General features: G+C 45.5%; 26 protein-coding genes. 16 read left to right on the top strand and 10 right to left on the bottom strand.

From position 1 onward, the window contains the following. The first annotated feature begins 67 nt into the window (after positions 1-67). The 4 genes from OA34_RS11635 (at position 68) to OA34_RS11650 (ending at position 2,878) form a co-directional block, all read left to right on the top strand. Positions 68-406, top strand: a complete 339-nt coding sequence (locus tag OA34_RS11635) for a hypothetical protein (protein ID WP_039675552.1) — start codon at positions 68-70, stop codon at positions 404-406. 37 nt (positions 407-443) lie between these two features. Beyond that, complete coding sequence (locus OA34_RS11640; protein ID WP_039675553.1) at positions 444-1,946, top strand: DUF3373 family protein; 1,503 nt, start codon at positions 444-446, stop codon at positions 1,944-1,946. A 114-nt stretch (positions 1,947-2,060) separates the two neighbouring features. Continuing rightward, positions 2,061-2,309, top strand: a complete 249-nt coding sequence (locus OA34_RS11645) for a lipoprotein (protein WP_039675554.1) — start codon at positions 2,061-2,063, stop codon at positions 2,307-2,309. Positions 2,310-2,368: 59 nt separating this feature from the next. Continuing rightward, positions 2,369-2,878 (top strand): DUF4405 domain-containing protein, encoded by a 510-nt coding sequence (locus OA34_RS11650; protein ID WP_039675555.1) that lies wholly within the window; start codon positions 2,369-2,371, stop codon positions 2,876-2,878. Positions 2,879-2,927: 49 nt separating this feature from the next. On the opposite strand, the gene OA34_RS11655 is transcribed toward OA34_RS11650, so the two are convergent. From OA34_RS11655 to moaC, 3 genes are read right to left on the bottom strand one after another with little or no spacing between them, the layout of a single operon-like run. Then, positions 2,928-4,181 carry a DUF6781 family protein gene (locus tag OA34_RS11655; protein WP_039675556.1) on the bottom strand — a complete coding sequence of 418 codons (1,254 nt, stop codon included), beginning with the start codon at positions 4,179-4,181 and terminating at the stop codon, positions 2,928-2,930. 13 nt (positions 4,182-4,194) lie between these two features. Then, the gene (locus OA34_RS11660; protein ID WP_039675557.1) at positions 4,195-4,452 is read right to left on the bottom strand and encodes an HP0495 family protein; all 258 of its coding nucleotides are present in this window, start codon (positions 4,450-4,452) and stop codon (positions 4,195-4,197) included. Then, positions 4,424-4,903 carry a cyclic pyranopterin monophosphate synthase MoaC gene (moaC, locus tag OA34_RS11665; RefSeq protein ID WP_039675559.1) on the bottom strand — a complete coding sequence of 160 codons (480 nt, stop codon included), beginning with the start codon at positions 4,901-4,903 and terminating at the stop codon, positions 4,424-4,426. Before moaC ends, OA34_RS11660 begins: the two co-directional genes overlap by 29 nt. 242 nt (positions 4,904-5,145) lie before the next feature. Here moaC and rbp point away from each other — a divergent pair, with 242 nt between their 5' ends. Further along, complete coding sequence (rbp, locus tag OA34_RS11670; RefSeq protein ID WP_039675561.1) at positions 5,146-5,424, top strand: RNA-binding regulator; 279 nt, start codon at positions 5,146-5,148, stop codon at positions 5,422-5,424. 55 nt (positions 5,425-5,479) lie between these two features. Here the strand turns inward: rbp and OA34_RS11675 are convergent, their stop codons facing one another. Together OA34_RS11675 and OA34_RS11680 are read right to left on the bottom strand one after the other, a co-directional pair. Then, on the bottom strand, positions 5,480-6,532 hold the full coding sequence (locus OA34_RS11675; RefSeq protein ID WP_286683021.1) for a phospholipase A: 1,053 nt from the start codon (positions 6,530-6,532) through the stop codon (positions 5,480-5,482). A gap of 100 nt (positions 6,533-6,632) precedes the next feature. After that, positions 6,633-6,920 carry a Dabb family protein gene (locus tag OA34_RS11680; RefSeq protein ID WP_039675563.1) on the bottom strand — a complete coding sequence of 96 codons (288 nt, stop codon included), beginning with the start codon at positions 6,918-6,920 and terminating at the stop codon, positions 6,633-6,635. A 118-nt stretch (positions 6,921-7,038) separates the two neighbouring features. On the opposite strand from OA34_RS11680, the gene OA34_RS11685 reads away from it, so the two are divergent. Then, positions 7,039-8,175, top strand: coding sequence for a nitrous oxide reductase accessory protein NosL (locus OA34_RS11685; protein WP_039675565.1), 1,137 nt, complete (start codon positions 7,039-7,041; stop codon positions 8,173-8,175). Between the two features lie 3 nt (positions 8,176-8,178). Here the strand turns inward: OA34_RS11685 and OA34_RS11690 are convergent, their stop codons facing one another. The 4 genes from OA34_RS11690 to OA34_RS11705 form a co-directional block, all read right to left on the bottom strand. Next, positions 8,179-9,348 (bottom strand): EAL domain-containing protein, encoded by a 1,170-nt coding sequence (locus tag OA34_RS11690; RefSeq protein WP_039675567.1) that lies wholly within the window; start codon positions 9,346-9,348, stop codon positions 8,179-8,181. Further along, positions 9,345-9,920 (bottom strand): molybdenum cofactor guanylyltransferase, encoded by a 576-nt coding sequence (gene mobA, locus OA34_RS11695; protein ID WP_039675569.1) that lies wholly within the window; start codon positions 9,918-9,920, stop codon positions 9,345-9,347. The genes OA34_RS11690 and mobA overlap by 4 nt, the downstream gene beginning before the upstream one ends. Then, positions 9,920-11,185 (bottom strand): 3-isopropylmalate dehydratase large subunit, encoded by a 1,266-nt coding sequence (leuC, locus tag OA34_RS11700; protein WP_039675571.1) that lies wholly within the window; start codon positions 11,183-11,185, stop codon positions 9,920-9,922. The genes mobA and leuC overlap by 1 nt, the downstream gene beginning before the upstream one ends. 93 nt (positions 11,186-11,278) lie before the next feature. Continuing rightward, positions 11,279-11,503, bottom strand: a complete 225-nt coding sequence (locus tag OA34_RS11705; RefSeq protein WP_039675573.1) for a YgaP family membrane protein — start codon at positions 11,501-11,503, stop codon at positions 11,279-11,281. 156 nt (positions 11,504-11,659) lie between these two features. Here OA34_RS11705 and OA34_RS11710 point away from each other — a divergent pair, with 156 nt between their 5' ends. After that, positions 11,660-12,367: a peroxiredoxin gene (locus tag OA34_RS11710; RefSeq protein WP_039675575.1), complete on the top strand. Its 708-nt coding sequence runs from the start codon at positions 11,660-11,662 to the stop codon at positions 12,365-12,367. On the opposite strand, the gene OA34_RS11715 is transcribed toward OA34_RS11710, so the two are convergent. After that, positions 12,359-12,766: a gamma-glutamylcyclotransferase family protein gene (locus tag OA34_RS11715; RefSeq protein WP_039675577.1), complete on the bottom strand. Its 408-nt coding sequence runs from the start codon at positions 12,764-12,766 to the stop codon at positions 12,359-12,361. The genes OA34_RS11710 and OA34_RS11715 overlap by 9 nt on opposite strands. Before the next feature lie 103 nt (positions 12,767-12,869). Between OA34_RS11715 and OA34_RS11720 the strand changes: the two genes are divergently transcribed. The 9 genes from OA34_RS11720 to OA34_RS11760 all read left to right on the top strand — a co-directional run bounded on the left by OA34_RS11720 (position 12,870) and on the right by OA34_RS11760 (position 21,206). Then, positions 12,870-13,331, top strand: coding sequence for a GNAT family N-acetyltransferase (locus tag OA34_RS11720; protein WP_039675579.1), 462 nt, complete (start codon positions 12,870-12,872; stop codon positions 13,329-13,331). Then, positions 13,324-13,779 carry a methylated-DNA--[protein]-cysteine S-methyltransferase gene (locus tag OA34_RS11725; protein ID WP_039675581.1) on the top strand — a complete coding sequence of 152 codons (456 nt, stop codon included), beginning with the start codon at positions 13,324-13,326 and terminating at the stop codon, positions 13,777-13,779. Before OA34_RS11720 ends, OA34_RS11725 begins: the two co-directional genes overlap by 8 nt. Beyond that, a complete protein-coding gene (locus tag OA34_RS11730; protein ID WP_039675583.1) occupies positions 13,776-14,915 on the top strand; it encodes a glycerate kinase family protein in 1,140 nt (379 codons plus the stop codon). The genes OA34_RS11725 and OA34_RS11730 overlap by 4 nt, the downstream gene beginning before the upstream one ends. A 4-nt stretch (positions 14,916-14,919) precedes the next feature. Next, entirely contained in the window at positions 14,920-16,245 is a 1,326-nt protein-coding gene (locus tag OA34_RS11735) for an NFACT RNA binding domain-containing protein (protein ID WP_039675585.1), read from the top strand. 106 nt (positions 16,246-16,351) lie between these two features. After that, positions 16,352-16,672, top strand: a complete 321-nt coding sequence (locus OA34_RS11740; RefSeq protein ID WP_039675586.1) for a hypothetical protein — start codon at positions 16,352-16,354, stop codon at positions 16,670-16,672. Positions 16,673-16,727: 55 nt separating this feature from the next. Beyond that, entirely contained in the window at positions 16,728-17,492 is a 765-nt protein-coding gene (locus OA34_RS11745) for a phosphatidate cytidylyltransferase (protein WP_039675588.1), read from the top strand. Then, entirely contained in the window at positions 17,493-18,560 is a 1,068-nt protein-coding gene (gene dxr, locus OA34_RS11750; RefSeq protein ID WP_039675590.1) for a 1-deoxy-D-xylulose-5-phosphate reductoisomerase, read from the top strand. Positions 18,561-18,605: 45 nt separating this feature from the next. Beyond that, positions 18,606-19,859 carry a uracil-xanthine permease family protein gene (locus OA34_RS11755; protein WP_039675592.1) on the top strand — a complete coding sequence of 418 codons (1,254 nt, stop codon included), beginning with the start codon at positions 18,606-18,608 and terminating at the stop codon, positions 19,857-19,859. 15 nt (positions 19,860-19,874) lie between these two features. Beyond that, positions 19,875-21,206: an alanine/glycine:cation symporter family protein gene (locus OA34_RS11760; protein ID WP_039675594.1), complete on the top strand. Its 1,332-nt coding sequence runs from the start codon at positions 19,875-19,877 to the stop codon at positions 21,204-21,206. Positions 21,207-21,212 lie beyond the last annotated feature (6 nt).

Below are 21,212 nucleotides of genomic sequence, written 5' to 3' on the forward strand. Positions count from 1 at the left end.
TTTTTAAATTAAAATTTATTTTACTTTTGTTATGATGGCTTTACATTAAAAATGCAAAGGAGAGATGATGAAAAAAGTCATCAGTTTATTGGTTTCTGCGTTTTTTGTATTGGGACTTATGAGTACCCATGCGATGGCAGATGCGGCGAAAGGTCAAAAGTACTATCTTAAGTACATGAAAGAGGGTGCCGGCATGAACGGTGCTAAATTTGCTACGCAACATACGCAAGCAGAGTGGAAAGCTTTATTTGACGGAAAAGGCGAGAAATTTGTTGCAGAATACAGCAAAAAATATCCCGGTCTTGAGTCCTTTTTAAAAGGCGATAAATTTGAGAAGTTTATGGCAGATATTAAAGATTTCTGTGTTGAATACGCAAGCGACAGCGGTAACGTTCCTTCTTGCTAATCGGGTTTAAAAATCTTACTTAAAAAGGTAAAAAAAGATGAAAAAATTCATCGCTCCACTGCTCGTCGGAGCAGCTCTTACATCGGCTTTCGGTGCCGATGAGTCGTTAAAGCAAGAAATCGAAGCTTTAAAAGCACAAATGGCGGAGCTTAAAAGTGCCCAAGCGAAAGTAAACGTTGAAGCACTTAAAAATCAGCTCTCTGAAGTCAAAGCACACGATGCCGGCGATAATATCAAATGGACCGTCGATTTTAGAACGGCATATGACTATGTTGATTATAAAATCCAAGGTTCTGAGAAACAAGATAACGGTATTTGGACGAACAAGTTAATTTTGGGTATGGCTTCGCAACCTGTCGATAATTTAGTCTTCAAAGGCTCTTTAGCGGCATATAAAGCATTTGGTCAAACGGATATGGCAACTTCTTCGTATTTCCAAAATTTTGATTGGTATGATTCTCAAAAACCAAATGATTCTACGATTCGTTTAAGAGAAGCTTATTTCTTGTATTTTGGCGATATGGGAGATGTTCCATACACGGCAAGTTTCGGTCGTCGTCCATCGGTTGACGGTTTCTTGGCTAACTTGAGAAACGATAACGACAATCCGGCTTCGCCGATCAGTCATAATATCAACATGGAATTTGACGGAGCAAGTTTTAAATTTGACTTTGATAAAGTAACGGGCATCGCCGGCCTTTACGCAAAACTCTGTTTAGGTAGAGGTTTCTCCGATACGACAGGTTCTTATTCTATGAATAGCACTGGATTTAATCCAGCCTATGTAAATGATGATAAAAATCCTGATATGGATTTAGCAGGCTTGATTGTCCAATTCTTTGATAACGGACAGTATAAGTTAATGGGTAATTATTTCATTGCTAAAAATATGATGGATATGAGTATTTATGGTTATGATATGCCTACTTTTGCGATGATGTCAATGGACATGAGGTATGCATCACCATTATTTAATTTTAAAGATGTCGGTGATATGACCGGAGGCGCATTATCGCTTCAAGTGACGGGCATCGGTGATGGTATTAGCGATTTCTTAGATGATAGTATTTTCTTCCTCTCTTATGCTTTTAGTCAAACCGATCCAAATAGCAATTCTATTGGAGCTGGTCTTGATTCTATGGGGAATGTAGTCTATCAATCAGGCATGCTTGGTTTTGAGGATAAAAAATTTGGCTCTTCTATTTATACAGGTGTTCAAGTTCCCGGTTTCTTAAAGGGACAAAGACTCGGACTTGAGTATAACCACGGTAGTAAATACTGGAGAAGCTTTACCTATGGTGAAGACACTTTAGTGGGTTCAAAACTTGCTGCACGCGGCGATGCTTATGAAATCTACTACATTATGCCGGTTGTCGGAAAGAACTTGACGGCACAGCTCAGTTACGTATATATCGACTATGATTACACTGGTAGTGATACTTTCTTTGGATGGACAGGTGAACCAATGGATGTCGATACGAAGACTGGTGCGGTTAAAACGGCACAAGATCTACGTTTGTCTTTACGCTACAGATATTAATCTATCTTCTTTACGCAAGAGAGGTTTTAAAACCTCTCTTTTTTCTTCTTAAAACAAAGCCGCAAAACAGTCAAACTATGTTAAGCTATAGCATCTTCGAGCAAAGGAAGTTTCATGCGATGGATCAGTCTTGCCTTGCTTTTACTTTTTTTGAGCGGATGCTCAAATCTTACGAAAGAGAAGTACGATAAAATTGAGATCGGTATGAGTTATGCTCAGGTGATCGATATTTTAGGTAAAGCAACCGAGTGTAACACGCTTGCTGGTATGAGCGATTGTACCTGGGGTGATGAAAAACGTTACGTCAAAGTTAAATTTATCACCGATAAAGTGATGTTGATGCATGCGCAAGGTATCGAGTAGTTAACAAAAGATTAACATCTCTCATCTATAATTTCAAATACATAAAAAAGGAATGTTAGATGAATGTTATAGCTCGAAATATTGTCAGTAGTCTCTTAATGATACTCTTTAGCGTCGTATCCATAACGGGTGTGATGATGTTTTTTAAAATCCGAATACTTTCCGGCGAAGTGCTGCACATATGGTTAGGTTTTGTTTTTGTGTTAATATCGTGTTTACATGTAATGAAAAATTGGAATAACGTCCGTATCTATTTTACGAAGCGCTCAACGCATTTTACTTTTTTATTCGGACTTTGTGTCGTCGTAGTGTTTGTAGCGATGCCGTTGCTTCAGCCGCAAGAACGGACGATCAATCCAAAAGGATTGATTTTTCAAACGATGATGAGTGCGCCGCTTTCTAAACTAGCCGCCTTTACGGATATCGATGAAGAGCTTATGGTTAAAGAGTTAGCCAATAGGCACATATCGGCTTCCGGCAGGCAATCTATCTTAGAAATTGCAAAAGCTAACGATACGACAAACGACGCTATTTTAAAGATAGTCTTTAGCGTTCCCGCGATGCACTAATGCAAACTGACATGTAGGAATGATTCTTACATGTCAGAATTTACGAAGTCTATTTTTCTTCTTTTTTCATCGCTTCTTTGGCACTTTTTACGGCACCGTCGACCATATTTTTAGCGACTTTCCATGCATGAAAACCTAATTTCTTAGCCTCTTGTGCCACTTGTTTCGCTTTTTCGTTCTCAAATTCGAATTGTTTCAAAGACTCGACTTTGGATGTTGCGATTTTTTCAAACTCGTTGACGTCTTTTTTGAAGGATTCGAGTCTTTTTTCGGCTTTTTCTTTGAACGTTTTTTCTAAAACAAACGCTTCGGCTTTAAGTTGTTCGATGCGCTCGCTAATCGCTTCTTTTGCTTCGTTTGCCGCACGCATCATTTTGGCGGTCGAGCTGTTCATCTCTTTTAAAATTTCTTGAATAAGCGAAGCGGAGATACCTTCGTTTTGTGCGGCAAGCGCTTCGAGAAGTTTCATAAATTGCTCATCGACTTTGAGTAACTCTTTGCGCAATTGCGTCAAATCGGTTTCCAAAAGACCTTCAATCTCTTCCGTTGGAGCAAATTTCAAATCATTTTTAAATTTATCGATGGCTTTAGCGATACCTTCTCTAACGCCGTTAACCGTACCTTCTAAAATATCTTTGGCATTCCCTAAATCTTCGTCGGCAATTTCAATAGCTGCGGAAATAACGGTATGTGAAATATCCATCATACGCTTTTTACTCAATTCGCGCTCGCTAATCGCTTGAAAAGAGAGATTTTTCGTAATTTCGTAAATCGTATCGACAATATCGCTTCCTTTCTCCAGTGTCGTTAGCAAGGCTTCACTGGTTGTTTCATGCAAAATACCGAGCATTTCGATACCTTTGAGCTTTGCGTCGCTGAGTGCCGATAAAGCATGATGTTTCGTCTCTTCTTGCATCGATTCGATATGATGTTCAAGCGTATCGAACATTTGGGTTAACGTGGCGCGAATGTGTTGTTTTTGGTGAAAAATACTCTTTTCCAATTGCTCTTTTTCATAAATCGTTTTGTATAAAAATGCCTCTTGCTCAGAACTAGAAGCCTTCAATAGACCGTCTATGACGCTCGTAAGAGCTCTTGTATTTTTGAGCCCTTCTTCATGCAACGCTTTTGCGTAAAGTTCAAACAATTCGCCCAATCGATTGTAAATATTGTGCTCATCTTTAAGGCGTTGAATCTTTTTACGCGAAAGTTCAAAACAGAGTTCGGAAATCAGCGGGTAAAGTTTGGGACTATCTTTGTTTTCCTTAACGGTTGCTAAAAAAATGGTGTACGTCGATTCCATATAAACCTCTCTTTTACAATACGAATTTAATGTGTTGGTGCGCTTTGAGTAAATGATAAAGCATTTTTCGATCGTCTGTTCCGTGGACTAAAACACGCAAGGTATAACTGACATAGTTACCTTGTGTACTCTTTTGCGATTTGGCGATTTCGTGCACGCGCTCTTCTAGTAGTTCCGTAACGATAGCGCGAATATCATGCTTGGCGTCCAAAACCAATTTGTATTCCCAATGACAAGGATAATCAAGCTGGAGTTCTGGCGTAGTCTCCACTTTTCCCTCCGCTTTTGGACTCTAAGCAAACGGCGTTGATAATCATCGATTTATCGATCGCTTTTGCCATATCGTAAATGGTTAAAAGTCCGATGCTAACGCCCGTAAGTGCTTCCATCTCGACGCCGGTTTGTCCTTTAAGCTTTGCCGTTACGCGTAACCTAAACCCCGGCAATTCCGGTAGCTCTTCGACGTCGCAGTTGACCGACGTGAGCATTAAGGGATGGCACATCGGGATTAAATCGCTGGTGCGCTTCGTTCCCATGATTGCGGCAACGATGGCGGTTTGAAGCACGGGACCTTTTTTGGTTTGCTCTGAAATAATCATCTCGTATGCATGCGGACTCATCGTGATCGTACCGCTAGCGACCGCAACGCGAAACGTCTCCTCTTTGTCGCTGACATCGACCATTTTCGGGCGATCTTTTTCATCCAAATGGGTTAATTTCATGGTCTTATCTCTTTTGTTTTTAATTTATTATAGCACCATTTTTCTTAATACCGTTCGTAAGCGCGTGATAAGAGTGTGTCATTTTTTCTCACTTGGCGCATCAAGGCGTTATTCTAAAGTATATAAAACGAAATTATATGCTACAATGATTTTGCAAAGTCATTCAGTGTTTTCTTCATAATAACGTAGTTACGGGCAAAAAAGATGACGTGAATGATTCAAACACGAGGAGTATGGTAACGATGAACATTTACGTAGGTAATGTTAAGTATGAGATGACGGGAGAACAACTTAAAGAGATGTTTTCCGCATACGGTGAGGTCAGTAGTGCACGCATTATTAGCGACAGGGAAACCGGTCGTTCTAAAGGATTTGGTTTTGTCGAGATGCCAAACGATGCGGAAGCTAAAGTGGCTATCGAGTCGACAAACGAAAAAGAGGTCGGAGGAAGAACGCTTAAAGTCAATGAAGCGAGACCTCGCGAAGAACGCCCGAGAAGATCCCCAAGAGAGTTCAACTAAGACGTTTCCCGCTCAAAAGATTCGCGCCGAACGGTCGCGAATCTTTAACGCTTTTTTACCTCGATAAGGCAAAGCCTATACCGATACGATCGCTTCGTTTATTATAATCGATTAAACTTTCCGCATAACCGCTGTAGAGTTGAATGTAACCGAACAGATTCTTCTCCCATAACGGAAATGTCCAATCTGCTTGAACGGCACCTCTATTGTCGTCACGATGAAAATTGTTACGCACTAAAATTTTAAACGTGTGTTGTTTCCACGGGTACATCAGCTCCAAATCCGCAATACCTAAATAATCGTCGATATCGGGATTGTCGTCACTGTTGGCATCTTCGGGGATGCGGTACCATATGCGTGGAGAAATGACCCAATCGCCCGCTTGCAAATAGGTTTTGGCATAGACGCGATTCCACGAACGCGATTTATCGCCTCCTTGGCCGTTGGATTCGTGTAGTACGCCGATTTGGTAAGCTTTGATAAAACTATCGTCGCTAAAATGCGGCATAATCATAAAAAGTTCGGGTTGATAATTGGTCTCTCTAAATGGAGCGGAGTCGTCCGTCGTTTGCCACCATGAGGTTTGCGTATAGGCAACAACGAAGCTTTCGTGTAACCCTAACAGATTGTCGGAAAGTCCTTTTTGAAGACTAAGTTGAAATTTGGTTTCGGCATGTTTTCTATCGCCGTGAGAAACTGCATCGTAGGTCATCGGCAAAAGATAGTTGATTTTATAGGGCGCAATGTCAAACGCTTGAGTCAACATCTGTTTCATCGAAGCTTTGGTTTCGTCGTCACCGTCGTACGATCGTAAGAAAGAGCCGTAGACGGCTTCGGTACGTTCGATTCTTTGCAGTTGTTCGACGGTTTCAGGCTCAGACGTTTGTCGGGTAAGCGGCGTTTTTTCGATACTCAGCGTTGCGGCATGTTTGTACCATAGCAGTGCTCTGTCTTTGTCGTCGTGCGCTTCATAATACTTGGCGAGATTTAAAGCCGCCGAGGCATCGCCGCCGAGGGCTTTTTCTTCTAAGAGCGACGTTGCTTCCGTTGCATGAAGAAGCAAAGACGTGCTAAAGAGTATGAAAAATGTGATAAGGGAGTGTTTCATAAGAGGTACCTTCTAAAATTAAAACACAATTATAGCGCAACTATGCGTATTACGGGAAGGATTTCGACCGCGCGGGTAACGAGGCCGAAAGAAAAGAGGTTTAATATTCGTAATCGACGACTTTACTCAGTGCGTTGAGGGATTTAATAAACGCAACGACTTCAAGGTGAATCGGATGGGTTGCATAGGTTGATAAATCTTCTTTGGTTTCAAAATCGCTGATGAGTGCAACATCAAAGGCACGTTCTTCAGGCGAGAAGTTAAGTCCGACTTCCAAATGTTTGACGATATCCAATTTCCCCTGCATGCTCATAATGCGATCGCGCATCGCTTGTTTATTCGTTTCGGAATTGTCGGGAAGCTTGAAAAATACGATATGGCGAACCATCGTTACTCCTTTTTAAGAGCTATTATAGCAAAACTTTATCACGAATCTGCGAAGGAATTTAACGTTAATTTAACACTTCATGACTACACTGTGACAAATTATTTCATAGGGAGTAACGATGATAAAGTTTATCGTATGGAGTGTTCTAGCACTCTTCTTGACGCTCGGATTGCATGCCGAGGAGTTTAACAAAGCGGCTTCGGGCGAGCCCGAGTTGATTCAGCAAGGCGATACGAAGGCCTATTGTCCGATATGCGGTATGAGTTTAAAGCAGTTCTATAAAACGTCTCACGGGGCTATTTTAAACGACGGAACCGCGACGCAATATTGTTCGATTCGATGCCTTGCGGCAGATTGGAATGCCATTGAAGCACGTGTTAAAAAAATCGTCGTAACCGATGCCAAAAGTGAAAAACTCATCGATGCGAAAGACGCGTTTTACGTCGTCGGTTCTAAAGTTCCCGGTACGATGAGTCAAGTCAGTAAATTGGCATTTGCTCAAAAAACCGACGCCGAAGCGTTTATGAAAGAGTACGGCGGCGAGTTGATGAGCTTTGATAAAGCGTTTGCCTCGGCAAAAGCCTCTTTAGCGCAAGACGTGGATGCTTTTATTCAAAAGAAGCAAAAAGGCATGTACCCGATGGGTGAGAAAATCTATAACGCAGCATGCGCGAAAGATCAAATTCATTTAGACGATTTTACGACGATTAGCGCATTGAAAGTCTTTTTGAAAAATAACAAAGTATGCGGCGAACTCGACGAACAAAAGTTGCAAGCCGTTTCTTTGTACGTGTGGGAGATTTTGCGCGAGGAGGCACACGGACATGCCCATAAAAATATGATACATGTCGAAAAAGATGAAAAATGTCCCGTGTGCGGTATGTTTGTTTACAAATACCCGCGTTGGGCGGCGCGTATGAACTACGTCGATAACGGTAAAAACGTCAGCCATGCCTTTGACGGCGTGAAAGATATGCTCAAGTTTTACCACAACCCTTCCAAATGGGGTAACTATGCAAAACAACCCGATGATAAAGTCGCTTTATTGGTGACGGATTATTATACGCAAGAAGCGATTGACGGCAAAGCGGCTCTTTACGTTGTTGGAAGCGACATGTACGGTCCGATGGGCAGAGAATTTATTCCGTTTAAAGATGAAGCAAGCGCGCAAAGCTTTTTGAAAGATCATAAAGGAAAACGCGTTCTTCGCCTCAATGAAATCGACGAGGCACTTGTGTACGAGCAAGATAAATAGTTTTTACGCGATGTCGTGAGGTTGTTCGACGATAAAGCCTTGGAAAAGATCACAGCCGAGGGTTCGAGCAATCTCGCGTGCGGCGCGCGAGTTGAGTTGCGAAGCGATTGTTTGGATGCCCTGCTTGCGGGCGAGATCGATCATGGCATTGCAGGTTGCTTGTGCGTTAGGATCAATCGCAAAATCACGGATAAGACGGCCGTGAAGCTTCACGTAATCCACGCATCCTTGCGGAAAATAGGCAAGATATTCCGCACTTTTCACGTTATCCAAAATCAGCGTAAATCCCTCTTGTTTCAGCGTACTTAAGCTCTTTAAGAGCAATTCGCACGGCGTTTTTCCTTCACATTCAACCTCAAGCCATACGTTTTTCGGATCGACGCGGTGTCGTAAAAATGCCAAACGCTCCGCATCAAGGAGATCTTCGTACGAAAGATTGAGCGCAATACGGCGATGCGCGGTTTGGGTTAATTGGCACGCTTTGTGGACGATACTGCGAAACAAAGCATCGTACAAACCGCGTTCGTGTGCGATTTTGAGGAAAAGTTTCGGCGACTGTAACGTTTGGCGATCGCACAAGCGCAAAAGACCTTCGTAATAGCAAGCTTGTTCTGCAAGATCGACGACGGCTTGGCAATGAAGCGTAATATTTTCGCGTTCGATCGCTTGTTTCATCATCGCTTCTACCGCTTCTTCGCTTTCGCCAAGGAGCGTATTGGCAAATTCAGAGTAGGTTACGAAAGGTTGATCTTCCGTTTTGGCAACGCGTAGCGCTTTTTGGGCTTTTTCCAGAGCATTGAAATGATCGAAACTGATGCCGATAACGGTCTCGACGCGAATGGTCTGATCGTCATAATCGTAGGCGAGATTTTTCAGCGTATCGAGCAGTGCAAAGATGAGGTTTTCCATCTTGGAAAGTTCAAACGGAGCATTTTGCAAGAGTATAAATTTGTCGTCGACGAAGCGGTAAAGCGTCATTTCGTACGATAGGGCAAAGGTTTGGAGCGTTTGGGCAAAACGACGCAAAATAAAATCACCGCCTTCGTCGCCGTGCGCGATCGTAATAGCTTTAAAACGTTTGATATCGACGAGAAACAGCTTCGGACTCTTACATGTCGTTACCGCTTCTACAAAAGCATCGAGCGATGCGACGTCGGTTAGCCGATCTTTCATAAGCGTTTTTTTGCCTCTTCGTATTCGTCGGGATGATTGACGTTAAAAAAAAGTGCGTCGTCTTGAAACGAAACGAAACGTGTACGGCTTTGTGCTAAAACCGAACGTATTTTGTGTTCGTTACGTTCCAAAAGCGTTCGAATGACGGGAATGATCGAGGGCGCATAGATTGCGCACAATTGATGCGAAGACGAAGAGGATGTCGCAACGAGCGCATCGGTTTCGTCGTTGAAGTTCGCATACAGCGTTTCAAAGACTTCGGGGGTAACAAAAGGCGTATCGACGCTTAAAACACACACGGGAATTTGGAAATATTCCAAAATCGATAAAAGTGCCACCAGCGGCGAATGCTCTTGATACGATGCGGTATCTTCGATAAAAGAAGCATCAAAGTTAAATTTTGCGCGGCTTTTAGCACTGACATGTAGGCTTTGAAAAAAAGGTTTTAAACGTTGCAGTTGAAATTGCGTGAGCGTTTCACACGCTCCAAAAGGAAGCAACGCTTTGTCGCTTCCCATGCGAGAGCTTTTCCCGCCGGCAATAATGACTAAGGGCAGCGGGACAAAGACCATTAGAGCGTTCTTGGATCGGTAATTTTGCCCATAACGGCACTGGCGGCCGCTACGGCGGAGTTGGCAAGGTAAATCTCGCTGGTGCGCGCTCCCATACGTCCTACGAAGTTACGATTGGTCGTCGCTACGCAACGTTCGCCTTCGCCTAAAATACCCATGTATCCGCCTAAACATGCGCCGCATGTGGGGTTGCTAAACACCGCGCCCGCTTCGACGAAAATATCCACCAAGCCTTCTTTTTGGGCTTGCAAAGAGATCTTTTGCGTTGCCGGCGTGATGATAAGACGTGTTTTACGTGCGACTTTGCGACCTTTTAAGATGCTTGCCGCGATGCGTAAGTCTTCCAATCGGCCGTTGGTACAGCTGCCGATAAAGACTTGATCGATCGCTAGATCGTCTTTGACCGCTTCGTTGATCGATTTGCCGTTAGAAGGTAAAAACGGATAGGCAATGACCGGATCAAGGTTTGCGACATCGATGTGAAGGACTTGTACATACGTCGCATCGTCGTCCGAATAGAAAAATTTCGGCTCACGTGCAAGATTTTTATCGCTTAAAAAGGCTTTGGTCGTCGCATCGACGGCAACGATACCGCTTTTGGCTCCCGCTTCAATCGCCATGTTGCACAAAGAGAAACGATCGTCCATGGTGAGGTGTTGGATCGTATCGCCCGTAAATTCGAGCGTGCGGTACAAGGCACCGTCGACGCCGAGTCGGCGGATGACTTCTAAGATAAGGTCTTTGCCGTAGACGTGGCGTTTGGGTTTGCCGCTGAAAACGACTTTGATGGATTCGGGAACTTTAAACCAATTTTCACCCGTAATCATCGCAAACGCGAGGTCGGTTGAGCCCATACCCGTCGCAAACGCGCCTAACGCGCCGTGCGTACAGGTATGCGAGTCCGCACCGATAATGACGTCGCCCGGAACGACCAGCCCTTTTTCGGGAAGCAAGGCGTGTTCGATGCCCATGTCTTTTTCGTCGAAGTAATGTTTGAGATCGTGTTTGTAGGCAAAATCACGGCTGATTTTGGCTTGGTTGGCACTGGCAATATCTTTGGCGGGAATGTAGTGATCCATAACGATACTAAACCCGTCCGGATTGGCAAGTTTGGTCGCGCCGCTCTCTTCAAACGCTCGGATGGAAATCGGCGTCGTGATGTCGTTGCCTATGACCATATCGATCTTGCATTTGATAATTTCTCCGGCATATACCGCGTGTCCGACGTGTTCGCTGAAAATTTTTTCGGTGATGGTTTGTCCCATGATAAAACCTTACATGTAAGAATAATGGGAAGATTGTAACACAAAAAGGTTTAAGAAAAAGAAGAGTTGCTTATGCAACCCTTCTCGGAAGCTCTATCGTCCGCAACCGCAACCGCCGCCGCAACTGCTAGAATCGTCGTTTTTAGAGGTGTCGATTTTGAAAGGAAGATACGCGGGGCAAAAGCGAATAATCGCACTTCCTAATACGATAACGCCGATGATTCCGAACCAGCTTTGATACGCTACGCCTGCTAAAATAATGGCAATTCCTACGATAAAACGAACGGCTCTATCGGTTTTTCCTACGTTGCATTTCATGAATGACTCCTTGGTTTTGATAATTTAGGAGTTATTATATCCTATTCTAAAAATAAATCGGTTAAAAATCTAAATAATAAAAATTACTATTGACAAATATTTATCAGTTTGATATACTTTCATCATCAAACACAAAAATAAACATAAGGAGCAATTATGGCATGCGATACCAACAAAGTTGAAGCAATCGCTTCTGAAACCGTGCAAGACAATAACATCAACGAAATGAAAACACAGGAGAAAAAAAACATGAGTTCCTCTTTAGTTCTACAAAAAGCACCGTCATTTAAAATGGATGCGTATAACGCCAAAACAGGTCATTTTACGAGCGTAAGCAGTGAGGATTATAAAGGCAAATGGCATGTTGTCTGCTTTTATCCGGCAGATTTTACCTTTGTATGTCCGACGGAAATTGCGGCGATGAACGCCAAATACGACGAATTTCAAGAACTTGGCGTCGAAATTTTGGCGGTTTCGACCGATACCAAATTTTCGCACAAACGTTTTGTCGAAACCGAACCTCTTTTGGCGGGTTTAAAACTGACGATCGGTGCGGATCCGACCGGTACGGTTAGTCGCGCTTTCGGCGTGATGATCGAAGAAGAGGGAATCGCGCTTCGCGGACGTTTCCTCATCAATCCCGAGGGCGTATGCGTTGCGCAGGAGGTTCAAGCACCGATGGTAGGACGTAACGTCAATGAGTTTTTACGCCAAGTCAGAGCATGGCAACATGCAAGCAAAACGGGTGAGGTATGTCCTGCTGGCTGGAGACCGGGCAAAAAGACCTTGCCGGTAGCAACCGAGGTGGAAAAAATGACGGGACGCGTAGGCGATTACATTACGATCGAAGAGATCTTATCGTAAAAAGCCCTTATAGTCACTCAGAAAATTATGGATACCCTCTTGTGCAAAGAGGGTATCGCTCCACGGTTTCGTATCAATCAAATCAAAATAGGCTTCTTTTAAAACATACGCCGATGCTTTGACGTAACGACCCTCTACAAGAAGCTCCACCTCTTTACGCTCGTAATACTCGCCTTCAAAAGTATCAAGGATGACCAAATCTTCGTCGCACACGTCGTAGTAAACGACGCCCTCGACCGACGCATCTTTTAGCGGAAAAATGACGGGATAAACGTCGTTTTTGATCGCGCGCCTTTCGTAATGGGACAAAGTCGCTTTTTGGGCAAGGTAGTTGCCCTTTACCAGTCGGTGCCAAACGTCTTCAAACATTAATGATCCGTACGTAAAGAGGTGTGTCATTGCGTGCTCCTTGATGAAAATCATACCACGATACGCGCCGAAACCGTGATCAAAAAGTAAACAAATGAGGGTATAATAATAAGAAAATCATTCAAGGCTTGACATGTTAACCCGTCAAACAAGCAATGCGCATGAAGATTTTCGTGCCTTAACGCGTGCGTTGGATGCCGAATTAAACGCGCGTTACGGAGCGATGCAAGCGGTATACGACCGCCATAACGTCATCGATCCGATCGAGACGGCGTTGGTCGGTTATGAAAGCTCAACGCCTATTGCCTGCGGATGTTTCAAAATCATCGATGCTCAAACGGTTGAGATCAAACGCATGTTCGTGATGCCGGCGTATCGAAGGCGCGGCTTTTCGTCGTGTATTTTAGCGGAACTTGAATCGTGGGCGTGTACGCTTGGGTATCAACGGGCGCGATTGGAAACGGGCAAATCCCAACCCGAGGCGATCGCCTTGTATCGCAAATGCGGTTACGAGGTCGTCGAAAACTTTCCACCTTACGTGGGCATGGACAACAGCGTGTGCATGCAAAAATCTCTAAGGAGCAACGATGGCTAAGTGTACCATAGACTCTCCCGTGGGGAGATTGATCGCCGAGGTCAACGACGACGCACTCTTAGCGTTGGATTTTGAGCAAGACGGCGAAGTTTACCGTGACGAACATCCGCTTTTAGACAAACTCAAAAGTGAGTTACGCGACTATTTCGAAGGAAAACGCAAATCTTTTAGTCTGCCACTTGCGCCCAAAGGAACGCCTTTTCAAAAAACGGTTTGGCAAACGTTGACGCGTATTCCTTACGGAGCGACGGTTTCTTACAGTACCGAAGCGTCCATGTTGGAACATCCCAAAGCCGTTCGCGCGGTGGCAAACGCCAACGGCAAAAATAAAATTGCGATTATTATTCCCTGCCACCGCGTGATTGCCAAGAACGGCGGTATCGGCGGATACAGCGGCGGACTTTGGCGTAAAGAGTATCTGCTTGCGTTAGAGGCAAAGTATCGATGAACGTCGTTTCGGTCATCGATTCGTTTAAAGGGTGTGCGAGTTCTTCGGAACTCTCTTCGTGGGTTCGCGAGGCAATTTTAGAGGTCTTTCCCGATGCAAGCGTGCATTCGTGCCTGATTGCCGACGGCGGCGAAGGGATGATCGACGCTTTGCTTGCCAACGTTGAGGGTACACGCCTTACATGTCAGGTTCACGACCCTTTAATGCGTGAAATCGAAGCGTATTACGCCATTTTAAAAGACGGTACGACGGCCGTTATCGAGACGGCGCAAGCCGCGGGTTTGCCTTTGGTTCAAGCGTCGCAACGAAATCCCTTGTTAACGACGACGTACGGCGTGGGTGAACTCATTCACGATGCGCTTGCGCGAGGATGCAAAAAAGTGATTATCGGACTTGGCGGAAGTGCGACCAACGATGCGGGAATCGGCATGCTTCACGCTTTGGGTTTTCGTTTCCTCGACCGCGAAGGTCGCGTGCTTTTTCAAGGCGGAGAGGTTTTGGAAAAGATTCATACGATCGATCGAAGCGGTGCGCTCAACGCATTAAAATCGTGCGAGTTTATTGCCGCGTGCGACGTGGAAAATCCGATGATAGGCGTTAACGGTAGCGCACGTGTCTATGCGGCGCAAAAAGGGGCGGACGCTTCGATGATAGAGCGTTTGGAATCGGGCATGCAACACTTCGCGCAACGTTTGGAGCGGGCGCTGGGACACGACGTCGCGTCGCAAAAAGGTTCCGGAGCCGCCGGCGGTATTGCCGGAGGATTGCATGCTTTTTTAAATGCGCGTTTAGCGTCCGGAATCGAAATTTTATTGGACGAGATGCGTTTTGACGCGCTGATCGAAGATGCCGATCTTGTGATCAGCGGCGAAGGACGCATCGATGCGCAATCGTTGATGGGTAAAGTCCTTAGCGGCGTTGCCAAACGGTGTCAAAAAGCGCATGTCCCGCTCATCGCTTTAGGCGGCGGTATCGACGACGCTTTGGAAGAACATGTCGGTATCGACGCGCTTTTTTCGATTATGCGCTACCCCATGCGTTTGGAAGAGGCGATGAACAAAGCCAATGCGCAAAAGCTGACGCGCCAGAGCGTTAAAGAAATTTTTCGGCTGATTCAAGCCGTGCGACGAAAGTAGGATTATGAAATACCAAGAGTTGATTTTACTGAACGATTTTTTACGCAACTATCGTAAGATCTCGTCCATTCATCGGGTAGACGATAGCGTGCTTCGCATCGTTTTCGAATCGGGAGAGCCTTTGTTTATCGACCTTTCTCGGAATGATTCGTACCTGTTTTACAAAAGCGATTTTAAACAATCCAAACGCTATAGCGCGCCTTTTGACGTGTTGTTGAACAAGCGTTTCGCCAATGCGACGATCGAGAAGATCGCGCTTGAAAAAAATAATCGGATTTTACGCTTACATGTCAAAGCAAGTTCCAGCTACAAAGCACTTTTAACGACCTTGCAGTTGGAGTTTACGGGACGCAATACCAACGCGATTTTGTTGGACGAAAACGAAGTCGTGCTGGAAGCGTTACGGCACATCGACCCGAGCGTTTCGTTTCGAAGCGTTAAAGTGGGCGAAATTTTGGAGAAACTGCCGCCCAAAGAGATGAAAGAAAAGCCGTTTGTTTTGGAAGAGCCTTTTGAGGAGTATTTGAAACATGCGTATGAAAAAAGGTTACATGTCAAGCTTTTTGAGCTTAAAAATCAAAAAATCGCGCACTTACGCAAGAAAATCGAAACTTTAGTTACGGCGATCGCGGCATTGGAAAACGAAGAAGAGCTCTTAGCGCGGAGTACGCAGGCGCAAACGCAAGCGTCGATCGTCCTTGCCAATTTACATGCGGTCAAAGCGTATCAAGAAAAAGTACGTTTGTACGATTTTGAGGGTAACGAAGTCGACATTGAATTGCCCTTGGCGCATTCGCCTCAGCACGCCGCCAATCTTTTGTTTAAAAAATCGAAAAAATTGCGACAAAAAGCACTTTCGATCCATCGACAGCGTGAAAATCTCGAGGAGAAGAAGCTCTTTTTGGAACGTATGGTCAGTGTCGTCGATGCGGCGAGCGACGTGGAGGAAATCGGTATTTTGACGCCGAAAGTAACGAAAAGCAAACAAAAAGGGGACGATAAGAACTACGAGACGTTCTTTTTGGAAGGGTATCGCATTTTGCTCGGCAAAAACGAGAAAGGCAATATCGCGCTTTTGCAAGAGGCGAAAAAGAGCGATATTTGGTTACATGTCAAGGACGTTCCGTCCGCACATGTCATTATTTGTACCGAAAAACAGAGCGTTCCGGAGACGGTTTTGGTCTTTGCCGCGAAGGTGTGCGTTGATTTTAGCATGACGCAAAAGGGCGGTTATTTAGTCGATTATACCCCGCGCAAAAACGTCAAACCGTATGATGGAGCAAATGTTGCTTATGAAACGTATCAGACCTTAAAGATTTACAAAGCATAAATTCCGACTCGCAAGAGTCGTATCGGGGAAAAAGAGCAATTCACGTGCCGTAGCGGCTGAAACGGGGGCGTTTTAAAATGCCCGTTACACGCATTGGGAGGCGAACATGGCGGTAGGTCCCATCGGTAGTCTGATTTACGCAAATCAGATGATGCATATTCAAGCCTCGAAAGAGGCGGATTATAATAGCAGTGCGCAGATGCAGCAAACCTTGGCGGCGGCGATGCAAAACGAAAAAGAAGAGGTCGTTCAAGAAGTGCGCCCTGCCGAAGAGAGTTACAAGATCGATCCTGAAAACGAGCATGAGCGTCAAAAGAGCGACGAAGAGCAAGAAGAGCAGGCGCAACACCGCGAAGAACATGCCAAAGAGTCCAAAGAGGAAGAAGAGGTGCCGTTGCATCAAGGCCTTTTGGATGTCAAAGCTTAACTTCACGTCCGCTTTGCTATGATTCGTGAACATAAAATCGACATAAAGAGTACTTATGAACTTTAAAACGTTGTACGAAAGCAATAAAGAGCGCGTCGTCACGGGATTTGGCCTCTTGGCACTCGCCGCCGTGATCGCTTTTGTCAATAGTACGCTATTGACGTGGGCCATTTTAGGTGTCATGTATCTGTTTGCGTTTCATGAAGCGATGGCACTTTTTAACGTGAAAGACGTGAAGCTTTACGTTTATGCCGTCTTGTTGTGGCTTGCGGCGTTTTTCTACCCGAACCCAGACGATTTGGTGTACCTCTCTCTCGTGCTTTATCTAGCGGTAATGGCGTACCGTAAAGAGGTCGATTATAAACTCCTTGCGCCGTTTTTTTACCCTTCGATTTCGATGTTGTTTTTGTATACGCTCTACCATGATTTCGGCATGAGTGTTTTAATTTGGTTGGTGATTATCGTAGCGTTAACGGATACGGGAGCGTATTTTGTCGGTAAGAGTATCGGAAAGACGCCTTTTAGCGCAACTTCTCCGAACAAAACATGGGAAGGTTTTTTCGGCGGTGTAGGCAGTGCAACCGTAGCAGGAGCGTTGTACGGCACACTTTTCGTTCCGTTATGGCTCTCTTTGGCGATTGCGTTATTCAGCTCGGTTGCGGCGATCTTCGGCGATCTTTTCGAGAGTTACCTTAAGCGTGAAGCGGGTGTGAAAGACAGCGGTACGCTATTCCCCGGACACGGCGGAATGCTAGATCGTTTGGACGGTTATCTTTTCGGCGGCGTCGTGATGGTAATTTTGCTTCGAGGACTCGCATAAATGGTCATACTAGGCTCTACCGGCTCTATCGGCGTCAATGCGCTAATCATTGCGGAGCGTTTTAACGTTTACGTCGAAGCGTTGGTTGCCGGAAAAAATATCGCACTTTTGAACGAACAAATCGAAAAATTTCATCCCGAATACGTTGCTATCAGCGATCCGAAAGATCGCCCTTTCGTGAAACACGCGCACGTGTTTGTCGGCAAAGAAGGGATTTTGGAGCTCTTGGGCAAATGCAAAAGCCACATCGTTTTGAACGCGTTGGTCGGCTTTGTCGGTTTGGCTCCGAGTATCGAAGCATTGCGTTTGGGTAAACAACTCGCCCTTGCCAATAAAGAATCCTTGGTCGTAGCGGGACATCTTTTGGATACCGCGCGTATTACGCCGATCGATAGCGAGCACTTCGGTTTATGGTATTTGCAGGGCAAACGTCCCGTAACGCGGATGATGATTACCGCAAGCGGCGGTGCGTTTCGCGATACGCCGTTGGAAGCTTTGCCTCACATGTCGTTTCAAGATGCCCTAAAACACCCCAATTGGAGTATGGGCGCGAAAATTACGATCGATAGTGCTAGCATGACCAATAAACTCTTCGAACTGTTAGAAGCCCGTTGGCTTTTCGGATGCGAGCAACTCGACGCGATGATCGAACCTAGCTCGCTGATTCATGCTTTCGTGAGCTTTAAAGACGGCAGTACGACCGCACACTTGGCACAAGCGGATATGAAACTTCCTATCGCGTTTGCGATGTTGGGCGAGAGCAAAGAAGAGATACTCCCTCCGCTTGATTTGAGTACGCTTCAGGGCTTTTCGTTCCAAGCGATCGATCCGAGACGTTATCCGATCTGGGAGATTAAAGAAGAAATTTTAGCCAATCCCACACGAGGCGTCGTGATTAATGCCGCCAACGAAGTGGGCATTACGAAATTTTATAACCGCGAAATTAATATCCTCGAGTTGGCGGAATTGAGTAAAAGAGCCTTTTTCCGTTTTAAAGAGGTTTCGCCGAGCAATTTACAAGAAGTCTTTGAAATCGATCGAGAAGTACGGGCTTTTTGTTTACGCTAAATTTCAAAAATCGTGTGTGAAAAAATCTATCGCAAAGAGGTGTGAATGCTAAGTCGTACCGACTATAACTTTCGGCTTAAAGACAGTATTATCGGGCTTCAGTTCTTATTTGTTGCCTTTGGGGCATTGGTGTTGGTGCCGATTCTCACGGGGCTTGATCCTAACGTGGCGTTGTTTACCGCGGGGCTTGGAACGCTTTTGTTTCAATTGACGACGCGCGAGCAAATTCCTCCGATCTTTCTTGCTTCGTCTTTCTCGTTTATCGCGCCGATTATCTACGGACTCAAAACGTGGGGCTTACCCGGAACGTTATGCGGTCTTGCGGCGGCGGGACTTTTCTATCTTTTTCTAAGCATTCTCGTTCGCTTAAAAGGAACGGAATTTTTGCATAAAATTTTTCCGGCGGTCGTCGTCGGCCCCGTCATTATGACGATTGGCTTAATTCTCTCTCCGGTGGCGGTCAATATGGCGATGGGAAAAACGGGAGACGGAGCTATCGTTCTCGTGCCGCTCCATCAAGCGATGGCAGTTTCTTCTGCGGCATTGTTGGTGACGTTGCTGGTGGCACTTTTGGGCAAAGGCGTGCTTCGGTTATTGCCTATTTTATGCGGTATCGTTGCGGGGTATAGCGTTTCTTTGTTTTTAGGTATCGTCAATTTTGACGCGGTCGCGAAGGCTGCGTGGTTTGCGATTCCCCATTTCGTATTTCCCGAATGGAACGCGGAAGCGATCATCTATATTTTACCGATAGCCATCGCTCCGGCGGTCGAACATGTCGGCGGAATTTTGACGATCAGCAACGTGACGAAGACGGATTATTTGAAAAAACCGGGTTTAAAAACGACGCTTTTAGGCGATGCAATCGCCACAAGTGCGGCTTCCTTGCTTGGAGGACCGCCGAATACGACCTATTCGGAAGTGACGGGTGCCGTAACCATCACAAAAGCGTTTAATCCCGCGATTATGACGTGGGCGGCTATTTTTGCGATCGTTTTGGCATTCGTCGGAAAACTCGGCGGACTTTTGGCGACGATCCCCGTTCCCGTTATGGGCGGCATTTTACTGTTGCTTTTCGGCATTATCGCTTCTATCGGCATCGGAACGATGGTACGCGAGAAAGTCGATATGAATAATCCGCGCAATATGATTATCGTCTCGATGATCTTAGTCCTTGCCATCGGCGGCATGGTCGTCGATATGGGCGGTGTCGCATTTAGCGGTATCGGTTTAGGTGCGATCGCGGGCATCGTACTCAACTTGGTTTTGCCGCAAGGGCATTATACGAACGAACACGAATAAATTAAAGGAAGAGGAATGGAGTTGATTGAAAAAATCGTATCGACGCTCTCAGGTATCGTCTGGGGTGCTCCGATGTTGGTCTTGCTCGTCGGAACGGGCATTTATTTGACGGTAATTTTAAAAGGCATGCAGTTTTGGGCATTACCGCATGCGATGAAGCTGATTTTTCATAAAGAAGAAGACGGTGCGGGCGAAATTAGCCATTTTGCGGCGTTAATGACGGCACTTGCCGCCACGGTCGGTATCGGAAATATCGTGGGCGTTGCGACCGCGATTACGCTTGGCGGTCCGGGTGCCGTGTTTTGGATGTGGATGACGGGATTGGTCGGAATGGCGACCAAATATTCCGAAGCGGTTTTAGCGGTCAAATACCGTCAACATAGCCACCACCACGGCTTTAAGGGCGGACCGATGTATTATTTGACGTACGGTCTTAACATGCCCAAACTCGGTCTTGCGTTTGCTCTTTTTACGGCATTGGCGGCATTCGGTATCGGAAATATGACGCAGGCCAATGCGGTTGCGACGATTTTGGAAACGCAAATGAGCGTTCCGACATGGGTCACGGGCGTCGTACTTTTAACGTTGACGGCGGTCGTTATTTTGGGCGGTATCAAATCCATCGGACGTTTTACGTCGTTTCTCGTTCCGTTTATGATTTTGGTGTACGTTGCGGTTTCGTTGGTGATTTTATGTATGAACCTCGATAAATTACCGCATGCGTTGAGTTTGATTTTTTACCACGCGTTCAATCCGATAGCCGCAGGCGGCGGATTTGTGGGTGCGACGATGGCGGCAGCGATTCGTTACGGCGTAGCGCGCGGCGTTTTTTCGAACGAATCGGGTTTAGGTTCTGCTCCGATTGCGGCGGCGGCGGCAAAAACGAACGATCCGGTACGTCAAGCACTCGTGAGTATGACGCAAACGTTTATCGATACGTTGGTCGTCTGCTCTATGACGGCTTTGATTATTTTAATTTCTCCGTTTTGGCAAGAAGGCGTGAGCCCTGGGCTCTTGACGATGAAGAGCTTTGAGCTTTACTTAGGATCGTTCGGTACGATCGTCGTGGTCGTCTCGACGGTGTTGTTTGCGTATTCGACGATTTTGGGATGGAGTTATTACGGCGAAAAGGCGTTTGAATACCTTTTGGGCGAACGCTTTATTCGTTTGTACCGCGTTTTATTTATTGCGGGCGTTATGGTCGGTTCGATGATGAAGCTGGAGTTCGTGTGGAACTTCTCGGATTTAATGAACGGTATGATGGCGATTCCCAATTTGATTGCGCTTTTATTGCTCTCCAAAGTGATTGCAAGCGAAAGCAAACGCTATTTTGAGAGTCTAAAGTAGGGAACG

This window comes from Sulfurospirillum sp. MES (genome assembly GCF_000789415.1).
GTDB classification, from domain to species: Bacteria; Campylobacterota; Campylobacteria; order Campylobacterales; family Sulfurospirillaceae; genus Sulfurospirillum; species Sulfurospirillum cavolei.